This window comes from uncultured Desulfovibrio sp. (assembly GCF_910584445.1).
GTDB lineage: Bacteria > Desulfobacterota > Desulfovibrionia > Desulfovibrionales > Desulfovibrionaceae > Desulfovibrio.
In genome coordinates this window covers 1-10,812 of the sequence record NZ_CAJUBO010000016.1, presented here as the reverse complement: position 1 = coordinate 10,812, position 10,812 = coordinate 1, and the positions used below count along the sequence as shown (strand labels likewise).

Here is a 10,812-nt window from a genome sequence, read left to right as displayed (position 1 = left end):
CCGGGGGCGGACCGGGACACGACCGTGCCGCCATGCAACGGATTTTCGCGCCTTTGCGCCCGGCAGGGAACGAACTCTGGCGGGTCAGCCACCGCCGGGCGGAACGTGTTCCCGGGCTTCCCCGGGCCATGCGCGCCCCGTCCGCAAGGAGGTTCCATGAAACACAACGCCCTTTACGTCACCGCCACCGGTCCCACCACGGGCAAGAGCGCCATCGCCCTTGGCGCCATGCAGATGCTCACGCGCACCATGCGCAATGTGGCTATCTTCCGCCCCATCATCAACGAGCCGCAACTGGATGACCGCGACCCGGACATCAACCTCATGCTCCAGCACTTCAAGCTGGACATGGACTATGCCGACACCTTCGCCTACACCCAGGCCGAGGCGCGGGACATCATCAACCAGGGTTCGCGCAACCTGCTTCTGGAAAACATCATCCAGAAATTCAAGAAGATCCTCGAACTCCACGACTTCGTCCTCTGCATCGGCACGGATTTTCTCGGCAAGGACCCGATCTTCGAATTTGAGCTGAATGCCGAGATCGCGGCCAATCTCGGCGCCCCGGTCATGCTCGTCACCAACGGCGACAACGTGACGGCCAAGGACATCAGCGACTCCCTGCGCCTGACCCTCGAATCGCTGGAACCGTACGCCATCGACATCATCGCCACCATCGTCAACCGCGCCGACCTTTCCCAGACCGATCTGGACGAACTGCGCCAGAGCCTGGGCAAGGACGGCAAGCCCGCCCTGGTCTATGCCGTGCCCAACGATCCCGCCCTGGGCCGCGCCACCATGAACGACGTGAAAAAGGGGCTGGACGCGGAGATCCTCTTCGGCGAGAACCGCATGGACACCCTGGTGGGCGACTACCTGGTGGCGGCCATGCACATCGACAATTTCCTCAACTATATCGCGAAAGACCAGCTCATCATCACCCCCGGCGACCGCACGGACATCCTGCTGGCCTCCATCGCCTCGCGCCTGTCCTCGACCGCGCCGGACATCGCGGGCGTCCTGCTCACCGGCGGCCTGGAGCCGCCGGAATCCGTGCGCGCGCTCATCGAGGGCTGGAGCGGCGCGCCGCTGCCCATCCTGCTCACCAAGGCGCACACCTACAGGACCATCACGGCCCTGCAGGAAATCTACGGTCTCATCGAGCCGAACGACACGCGCAAGATCAATACCGTGCTCGGCCTTTACGAGCACCATGTCAACGGCAAGGAGATCGCCAACCGCCTGCTGTGCGGCCAGCGCAGCGGCCGCATGACGCCCATGATGTTCGAATTCGAGCTTATCGAGCGCGCCAAGAGCGACAAGATGCGCATCGTGCTCGCCGAGGGCACGGAAGAGCGCATCCTCCGCGCCACGGACATCCTCCTGCGCCGCGAGGTGGCGGACATCACCCTGCTGGGCGACATCGACGCCATGAAGGCCAGCGCCCGCTCGCTCGGACTGGAGATCGACGGGGCCAGGCTCATCGACCCGGTCAAGTCCCCGGATTTCGACAAGTACGCCGAAACGTACTACGAGCTGCGCAAGGCCAAGGGCATCACGCCCGAGCATGCGCGCGACGTCATGAGCGACGCCACCTATTTCGCCACCATGATGGTCAAGCTCGACGACGCGGACGGCATGGTCTCCGGCGCGGTGAACACCACCGCCCACACCATCCGCCCGGCCTTTGAGTTCATCAAGACGCGGCCCGGTTTCAGCGTCGTTTCGTCGGTCTTTCTCATGTGCCTCAAGGATCGCGTCCTCGCCTTCGGCGACTGCGCGGTGAACCCCAACCCCACGGCCCAGCAGCTGGCCGAGATCGCCATCGCCTCGGCGCATACGGCCAAGGTCTTCGGCATCGAGCCGCGCGTAGCCATGCTCTCCTACTCCACGGGCACGTCCGGCAAGGGCGCGGATGTGGACGTGGTGGTGGAAGCCACAAAGATCGCCAGGGAAATGGCCCCCGATCTGGCCCTGGAAGGCCCGCTCCAGTATGACGCGGCCATCGACCCCATCGTTGCCAGGACCAAGATGCCGGACAGCCAGGTGGCAGGCCGCGCCACGGTCTTCATCTTCCCGGACCTGAACACCGGCAACAACACCTACAAGGCGGTCCAGCGCGCGGCCCAGGCCATCGCCATCGGCCCGGTGCTCCAGGGGCTGAACAAGCCGGTCAACGACCTCTCGCGCGGATGCACCGTTCCGGACATCGTGAACACCGTAGCCATCACCGCCGTCCAGGCGGCGGCGGAAAAGAACGCCAGGAAATAGGCAACGACGCACAACCATGCGCCGGCCGGCGCCTGTCGGCCGGCGCCGCGCTTTTGCGCGGACACGTCAAAGGGAGTGAGGGATGAAAGTTCTGGTCATCAACGCTGGCTCTTCCTCGTGCAAGTACCAGCTTCTGGAAATGGACACCAAAACCGTGCTCTGCTCCGGCATTGCCGAGCGCATCGGCCAGCAGAACGGCCGCCTGACGCACAAGATCGCCCCCGGCACCGACCGGGAGAAAAAGATCGTGCGCGACGAGGACTTCCGCACGCATGTGGAAGCCATGGAGCTGGTCATCGCCCTGCTCACCGATCCGGCGGACGGCGTCATCCGGGACAAGGGCGAGATCTTCGCCATCGGCCACCGCGTCCTCCATGGCGGCGAGTCCATCACCGAGCCGGTGCTGGTGGACCAGCACGTCAAGGATGTCATCAAGGAATGCTTCCTGCTTGGCCCCCTGCACAATCCGGCCAATCTCATGGGCATCGAGGTGGCGGAAAAGCTCTTCCCCGGCGTGCCCAACGTGGCCGTGTTCGACACCGCCTTCGGCATGGGCATGCCGCCGGAGGCCTTCATGTATGCCCTGCCCTATGAGCTGTACGAGGAACTCAAAATCCGCCGCTACGGCTTCCACGGCACCTCGCACAAGTACATTGCCCGCAAGACGGCGGAATATCTCGGCAAGCCCCAGGGCGAACTCAACTCCGTCACCATGCACCTCGGCAACGGCTCGTCCATGAGCTGCGTGAAGAACGGCACATGCTTCGACACGAGCATGGGTCTCACCCCGCTCGAAGGCCTGATCATGGGCACGCGCTGCGGCAGCATCGACCCGGCCATCGTGCCCTTCATCCAGGAAAAGAAGGGCTACTCCCCGGCCGAGGCCGACGCGGTCATGAACAAGAAGTCCGGCCTGCTCGGCATCTGCGGCTTCACGGACATGCGCGACGTCCACGCCGAGATCGAAAAGGGCAACAAGCGCGCGGCCCTGGCCCTGCAGATGCTCGTCCGCAGCATCCGCAAGACGCTCGGCGCCTATATCTTCCTGCTGGACGGCAAGCCGGACGCCATCGTGTTCACGGCCGGCATCGGCGAGAACGACCCCATCGTGCGCGCCGCCGTGTGCGAGGGCCTGGAAGGGCTGGGCATCAAGCTCGACCACAAGGAAAACGATACCCGCAAGCCCGGCGCCCGCACCATCTCCACGCCTGACAGCCGCATCCGCGTGCTCGTCATCCCCACGGACGAGGAACTGGAGATCGCCGAGGCCACGCTCAGGGTGCTGGGCAAGTAGGGCGAGCGCTCTTGGGCCGCGCTCGCACGGGAAAAAAGAGAGCAAAGACGAAAACGCGGCGGTTCCCGCACGGGAGCCGCCGCTCTGGTTTTCAAATATTCTTATAATATTCAGAAGTAGTTTTTCGTCATTGATCATTGAGAAGCCTCACACACATCACTTCAGAACCGACAATCTGATACTTTTCTTTGCCCATCCTTTAGTGTATAGATTTACCTGTACTCACATCCTGCGGAGGCCGTATGAGAACACTGCTCGCTCTTCTGACTCTTCTCTGGCTTGCTGTTCCGGGATATGCAGCCGAAGGAGAAATCCCGCTCTTCAAAAATGTCTATTATGGCATGAGCAAGGACACTGTCCAAAAGACGACGAATGCCATACCGTGCACAGAAGACTTTCTTAAAGGACAACTTTGCAGCAAAAAGCCCATTACCTTTGGAAATCAAAAATGGGATCAGCTATTTCGTTTTATAAATGGAAAACTCATATCTGTTGTGTTATCAAAAAAGTTTACTACAGAATCACTGCAAAATATACTTAGAACAATTGAGAACAATGGCTACCATATTATACTAATGCATACCGAGAATAAATCTATTGATATACTTGAGGAATGGGCAAAAGGACCGAAAAATAATGCAAACTTAGAGATGATGAAGTTTGAAAAGAACGCTTCAGATGCACATAAATTTGTTTATACTCTTATAGAAGATGAAGGTATCAGAAAAACTGTTAAAAAACTCAATTACTTGAGCCGCAATATCCTTGAATTATCTGCAAATGCACCAAGAAATTTACGCGTGGTTGAAGTTAGCAGAACGAAAAAGGACACCTTATTTGTCAAATTTTTGGCCCCAATTGCACGAATGGAAGACGACCTGAAAAATCAAGAGGCCATCAACGATACTTTCTAATCACTAAAAGCCCCGCCAAGGACGCCTTTCGGCTCCCTGACGGGGCGTTTCAGACAGATGCGAGGCTTGCGGGTTACGGCTTGAGTCCCATCTTGGTCACGGCCTGCATGCCGCCCATGGAATTCACCGTATTGGTGATGCCGTTATTGGCGAGGATGAGCAGGCTTTCATAGGCGCGCAGCCCGGAATTGCAGATCAGCGCCACCGGCCGGTCGCGCGGGATCTCGCCCATGCGGGCCTTGACCTCTTCCAGCGGGATGGAGTGCCAGTCCGGCTCCCGGTCCTGGATGGCCTTGCCGGCCTTGGCGGGCCGCGTGTCCATGAAGAAGATACCGTTCTCCTTGCGGTGCTTCCACAGCTCCATGAATTCGTCGCCCGTCACGGGGCGGAAACGCCCGGAGAGCACGTTGTCCGCCACGTTGGCAACGGCGTTGACCGCGTCCATGGCCGAGGCGAAGGGCGGCGCGTAGGCCACCTCAAGGTTGGAGATGTCCTGCAGCGTGGGTTTCGCATACTGGAGCACGCCCGCAACGGCGTCGATGCGGGCCTTGAGCGCGTCGCCATCCACGCAGGCGCCCTGCAGGCCGAGAACGCGGCGCGTGCCCTTCTCCACCACGATCTCCAGGCTCATCATCTTCTTTTCCGGGTAGAAGTGCGCCCGGTCGAGCTGCTCGATGGCAACGCCCACGGCGTCGAAGCCCGCGGCCCGCGCCTTGGCGGCCGTGAAGCCCGTGCCGCAGAAGGACATGCCGAAGAGCTTGACCGCCCAGGTGCCCACATAGCCGGGGAAGGTCGCCTCCACGCCGGCCAGGTTGGAGCCGATGACCCGGCCCTGGCGGTTGGCTTCGCTGCCCATGGGGATATAGCCGGGCTTGCCGGTGAGGATATTGGTCACCGAGACGCAGTCGCCGCCGGCGTAGATGCGCGGGTCCGAGGTCCGCAGGTGCTCATCCACCAGAATGCCGCCAAAGGGCGCCACCTCGAGTCCCGCGTCCTTGGCGAGCTTGCTGTTGGGGATGAAGCCCGCGGCGAAGATGACGAGCTGGGCCGGAAGTTCGCGCTTGTCCGTGACGACCCTGGTCACCAGGCCGTTTTCTCCCTCCAGGCGGACGACCTTTTCGGACGTGTAGACCGCCACCTTGTTGGCGGCGCATTCATGCTCGGCCATGAGGGCCAGGGTCTGGGAGAGCGCGCCGGGGAGGATCTGGTCCATCATCTCCACCACGCTCACCTTGACGCCCCACATATCGGCCAGGGCCACGGCGGCCTCCAGACCGATGAAGCCGCCGCCCACGATGACGGCCTCATTGACCTTGCGCGCCTCGCACGCCTCGCGGATGGCGCGGGCGGCCTCCAGACGCGTCAGCGAGAGCACATGGCCGAGGTCCGCCCCTTCCACGGCGGGCATGCGCGGGCTGGCGCCCGTGGCGATGACGAGCTTGTCGTAGGGCAGCACTTCCTGACGGTCCTTGTCCAGCCGTTCCACCAGAACGGTCTTGAGCTTGCGGTCGATGGAAATGGCCCGGGTGTGCGTAAGGACGTTGACGCCCTTGAGGTCGCGGAAAAATTCCGGGTCACGGATGGTGCCCGCATTGGTGGAGCGCAGGTCGTCAAGGTTCTGCACCTCGGCGGAGACATAGTACGGAATGCCGCAACCGCCGTAGGAAATGAAGGTGTTTTCATCCACAAGGGTCACTTCGGCATCCGGCGCAAGGCGCTTGCAGCGGCAGGCCGCCTTGGGGCCCAGGGCCACCCCGCCGATGATGAGAATCTTTTCAGCCATTGAGTCCTCCTTGGGCTTGGATTTTGTGCGGACGTCCCTCCCGGCCTTGGGCAGCCACACGAGGACGCCTCCCGCCGGGCATGTGCCCGGAGCGGCGCGACAGGCGCCAAAAAACGGCCAAAAACACCTCTTCGCGCATGATCCTCATATCCCACGGCATGCTTCGGGACGGAGCATGCCATGAACAGCGGGGACTGGCCGGGGCCGCGCGGTCCCCCGCCCCGCGGTTTTCCGTTGCGGTTTTCCGTTGCGGAACCGCCGTCAGGAACCTTCCCGCAGGGCCTCGGCAAAGAGCGCCCGCCGGGCCGCCAGCTTGTCCCTGGCGTCCGTGAGCGTTGCGGCCCGTTGGCGTTCGCGCGCCACCACTTCCGCCGGAGCGCGGCTCACAAAGCTTTCGTTGTGCAGCTTGCGGTTCACGTCCGTCATGTCCTTTTCCAGCTTTGCCAGCTCCTTGTCCAGCCTGGTCAGCTCATCGGCCAGGTCCACGGTCCCCGCCAGGGGCACGATGACCTGACAGCCGCCGGTCACGGCCGAGGCCGCCGCCGTGGGCGCGGGCACCGCCGCGTCGATGGTGAGTTCCTCCAGCCGGGCCAGGGTCTCGAGGCACACGCGGTTGCGCTCCAGCAACGCGCATTGCGCGTCGTCCGCGGGGTGGAGCAGGAGCCGCACCCTGCGCGTGGGGCTGATGCCAAGCTCCGCCTTGATGGTGCGAACGGCCACAATGACGCCCTGCACGAATTCCATGGCCCTGGACTCGTCCGGCCGCACGCATTCCGGCCGGGCCGGAGGATACGGCTCCAGGGCGATATCCGTGGCTTCCTGTCCCGCCGGCACGGGGAGCGCCCGCCAGATCTCCGCCGTCACGAACGGCATGATCGGATGGAGCAGGAGCAGGGTCTCGCGCAGGACAAGCCAGAGCACATAGCGGGCGCGGCCGCGCACGGCGGCATCCTCCGAGGCCATGTCCGGCTTGGCAAGCTCCAGATACCAGTCGCAGAACTCGTTCCAGAGGAACCTGTAGCCGCACTGGGCCGCGTCATTGAAGCGGTAGTCTTCCAGGGCCTGGTCCATGTCCAGTTTCGCGGACTCGAGCCGGTGGAGTATCCACGCCTCGTGCTGGCTCACCGGGCCGGAAAGGTCCACGGGAGCCGGCGCGTCCCCGGGCAGGTTCATGAGCGCGAAGCGCGCCGCGTTCCAGAGCTTGTTCACGAAATGGCGGTAGCCCTCGATGCGCTCCTCGGAAAGGCGGATATCCCGGCCCATGGCCGCAAAGGCCGTGAGCGTGAAGCGCAGGGCGTCGCAGCCGTATTTCTCGATCATGGCAAGCGGATCGATGCCGTTGCCCTTGGACTTGGACATCTTCTGCCCCTGGGCGTCGCGCACCAGAGCATGGAGATAGATGTCGCGGAAGGGCGGCTCACCGAGAAAGTGCTGGCCCATCATCATCATCCGCGCCACCCAGAAGAAAAGGATGTCGAAGCCGGTCACCAGAACGCTGGTGGGATACCAGCGCTTCAGCTCCGGCGTCGTCTCCGGCCAGCCCAGGGTGGAAAACGGCCAGAGCGCCGAGGAGAACCAGGTGTCGAGCACGTCCTCGTCCTGGTCAAGCTCGGCGCAGCCGCACTGCGGACAGACCGACGGGGCGGTCTCAGCCACCACCAGTTCGCCGCAGTTCCGGCAGGTCCAGGCGGGGATGCGGTGGCCCCACCAGATCTGGCGGCTGATGCACCAGTCCCGGATGGTGTCCAGCCAGTGATAATAGGTCTTGAGCCAGGTCTCGGGAAAAAGACGCGTAAGCCCGGGCACGGCCGCCCGCGCGGCCGGGGCCATCTTTGTGGTGGCAACGAACCACTGCCGCGAGACGTGCGGCTCCACCACCGTGTGGCAGCGGTAGCAGCGGCCCACGGCATGGGCCAGCGGCTCCTCGCCGCGGGCAAGGCCGGCGGACTCGATGTCGGCCACGATGCGCGCGCGGCACTCTTCCTTGCTCAGGCCCGCATACGGCCCGGCTTCGGCCTTCATGCGGCCGTCCTCATCCATGACCTGGAGAAATTCCAGATGGTGGCGCTGCCCGAGGAGCCAGTCGTTGTGGTCGTGGCAGGGCGTGACCTTGAGCGCGCCCGTGCCGAACTCCCTGTCCACATAGGCATCGGCGATGACCGGGATCTCCCGGCCCAGGACCGGCACCACCACGCGCCGCCCCACGAGTCCGGCATAGCGTTCGTCCTCGGGATGGACGCACACGGCCGTGTCGCCGGGGATGGTCTCGGGCCGCGTGGTGGCGATGACGATCTCGCCGTCGCCGTCCGCCAGGCGGTAGGCCACCTTCCAGAGGCGGCCCGGCTGGTCTTCGTGCTCCACCTCGTCATCGGCCAGGGCAGTGTGGCAGCGCGAGCACCAGTTGATGATGTAATCGCCCCGGTAGATGAGTCCTTCGTTATAGAGCTGGACAAAGACCTTGCGTACCGCCGCGGAAAGGCCGTCATCCAGGGTGAAGCGCAGGCGCGACCAGTCCACCGAGCAGCCCAGGGCCGCGATCTGGCCGAGGATGCGGTGCCCGTAGTCGGCGCGCCACTGCCAGACGCGCTCCACAAAGGCCTCGCGCCCCAGGTCCCTGCGGCTCAGCCCTTCCTTTGCCAGCGCCCGCTCCACCACGTTCTGCGTGGAAATGCCCGCATGGTCCGTGCCGGGTATCCAGAGCACATTCCTGCCCTTCTGCCGCGCATGGCGGCACAGCACGTCGATGAGCGTCAGGTTGAGGGCATGGCCGATATGCAGCGCGCCCGTCACGTTGGGCGGCGGAATGACGATGGAATAGGCCTTGCCCGGCGCGTCCGGGCTGGGGGTGAAGGTTCCGCTGTTTTCCCAGTGGTCACGCCACCGGCGTTCCACATCCTTGGGTTCGTAACCCTTGGGGAGCGTCTCCGCCATCTTGCATTCTCCGTGAAAGGCGGCAATAGTGCGCCATGCAGTGCGAAAGCGACGTCCATATCCTGTGGGATGCCTCCCACATCTGGGGACTCATGGCCTGGCGCGCCCTGCGCGCCCTGGGCGTGCCCACGCGACTGGTCAAGGCTAAAGAAATAGCCGAAGGCGCGCTTCATGGCAAGCCGGGGCGGGAGGGGGGCGCGCGTCTGCTCCTCGTGCCCGGCGGCAGCGCGCAACGCAAGGCCGCCCTTCTGGGCAGGGCGGGCCGCGCGGCGGTCCGGGACTTCGTGCGCCGCGGCGGCAACTATCTGGGATTTTGCGGCGGCGCGGGGCTTGCCCTGAGCCATGCCCGCGAGGAACAGGGCCTGGGCCTCTGCCCGTGGACGCGCGCGCCCTACGCGCAGCGCTTCCAGCACCTCATTTCCGGCCATCTGCTGGCCGCGGTTTCCGACGCGGCGACCCGGACGGGCAATGCGCCCCCCCTCCCCCGCGCGACCATCTCCCTGCCCGTGTGGTGGCCCGGCCGCTTCGCGCCCGGTCCCGGCGCTGTGAGCACCCTCGCCACGAGCATCGCGCCCGACGCCGACCTCTGGCTGGCGGACCTGCCGCTTGCAGGCGTTGCCCCTCATGTGCTCGAGACGTGGCGCGTCTGTTATGGCGTGGACCTTTCGCCCGAAGTCCTTGCCGGGCAGCCCCTGGTGATATGCGGTTCCTGCGGCGCGGGCCGCTACCTGCTCAGCTATTCGCATCTGGAAACGCCGGAAAGCCCGGCGGCCAACGCGTGGCTGGCCGATATCCTGCGCGGCCTCGGCGCCGTGGCGCCGCGCGCCGCCACAGTGCCCGCCTGGCATCTGGAAAGCACGGGGGGGGAAACGCCCGCCCCGGTGCCCGCCCTGGTGCCCGCCTCGGTGAAAGACGCGCGGGACGCGGCGGCAACGGCGCGCCGCGCGCGCGCCGGCATCGCCGCCCTGCTCGATCTGGGCGTGGAGCATCATCTCTTCTTCCGCCGCACATCCTGGCTGTGGGGCTGGCGCGCCGGTCTGCCGGGCATGGCCTGCAACAATCTGCTGGCGGCATTTGCCGAGCTTGAGGAACTGGCGCGCCGGGCGGACGCGGCAGCAGCGCCCCATGCGGCGCTGCACCGGCTCTGGGAGCGTGTGGGTCCGCGCTTTGCCGAGCTGACCCGCCTGTTCGCCGAGGGGGCGGAAGGCTGGCTCATGGCAAGCAGGCTTGCCGCCACGCTCGCCCCCAGCCTGCCCGATGCCGTGGACAGCCGGGGCCTTGCCCATCAGCGCGCGGCGCTTTTCGGCCACCCCATGCGCGGAGGCGGCCTGGCGGAAGAGCTTCTCCAGCTCGCCGAGGACTGCCTGTACACCGCGCAGGACCTTGCCGACCTGCCGCCACGCGTCTGAGTTCCGGATCCGCCATGCCGCGGGTCGACGCCGGCAAGGCATTCCCGCCCCTCCCGCAAGGCCCACAAAAAAAGCGCCCTGACCGGAAAGGTCGGGGCGCATATTTTTCTCCCGCAACGGGAGGTGGAGGCTGGCGGAGCGGAAGGGACTCGAACCCTCGGCCTCCGGCGTGACAGGCCGGCGTTATAACCGTCTTAACTACCGCTCCGT

6 protein-coding genes and 1 tRNA gene are annotated in these 10,812 nt (G+C 64.5%); 4 read left to right on the top strand and 3 right to left on the bottom strand.

The window, feature by feature from the left end; all coding sequences use genetic code 11:
• Nucleotides 1–156: 156 nt before the first annotated feature.
• The 3 genes from pta to QZ294_RS08250 all read left to right on the top strand — a co-directional run bounded on the left by pta (nucleotide 157) and on the right by QZ294_RS08250 (nucleotide 4,479).
• A complete protein-coding gene (pta, locus tag QZ294_RS08260) occupies nucleotides 157–2,271 on the top strand; it encodes a phosphate acetyltransferase (RefSeq protein ID WP_297048862.1) in 2,115 nt (704 codons plus the stop codon).
• 82 nt (nucleotides 2,272–2,353) lie between these two features.
• Nucleotides 2,354–3,565 (top strand): acetate kinase, encoded by a 1,212-nt coding sequence (locus QZ294_RS08255; protein WP_297048860.1) that lies wholly within the window; start codon nucleotides 2,354–2,356, stop codon nucleotides 3,563–3,565.
• Between the two features lie 242 nt (nucleotides 3,566–3,807).
• Entirely contained in the window at nucleotides 3,808–4,479 is a 672-nt protein-coding gene (locus tag QZ294_RS08250) for a hypothetical protein (protein ID WP_297048858.1), read from the top strand.
• A gap of 73 nt (nucleotides 4,480–4,552) precedes the next feature.
• On the opposite strand, the gene QZ294_RS08245 is transcribed toward QZ294_RS08250, so the two are convergent.
• A complete protein-coding gene (locus QZ294_RS08245; protein WP_297048856.1) occupies nucleotides 4,553–6,262 on the bottom strand; it encodes an FAD-dependent oxidoreductase in 1,710 nt (569 codons plus the stop codon).
• Nucleotides 6,263–6,523: 261 nt separating this feature from the next.
• Nucleotides 6,524–9,193 (bottom strand): valine--tRNA ligase, encoded by a 2,670-nt coding sequence (locus QZ294_RS08240; RefSeq protein ID WP_297048855.1) that lies wholly within the window; start codon nucleotides 9,191–9,193, stop codon nucleotides 6,524–6,526.
• Nucleotides 9,194–9,228: 35 nt separating this feature from the next.
• Between QZ294_RS08240 and QZ294_RS08235 the strand changes: the two genes are divergently transcribed.
• A complete protein-coding gene (locus tag QZ294_RS08235; RefSeq protein ID WP_297048853.1) occupies nucleotides 9,229–10,602 on the top strand; it encodes a BPL-N domain-containing protein in 1,374 nt (457 codons plus the stop codon).
• Between the two features lie 131 nt (nucleotides 10,603–10,733).
• Here QZ294_RS08235 and QZ294_RS08230 read toward each other — a convergent pair.
• A tRNA-Asp gene (locus QZ294_RS08230) sits at nucleotides 10,734–10,810 on the bottom strand.
• Nucleotides 10,811–10,812: the final 2 nt, after the last annotated feature.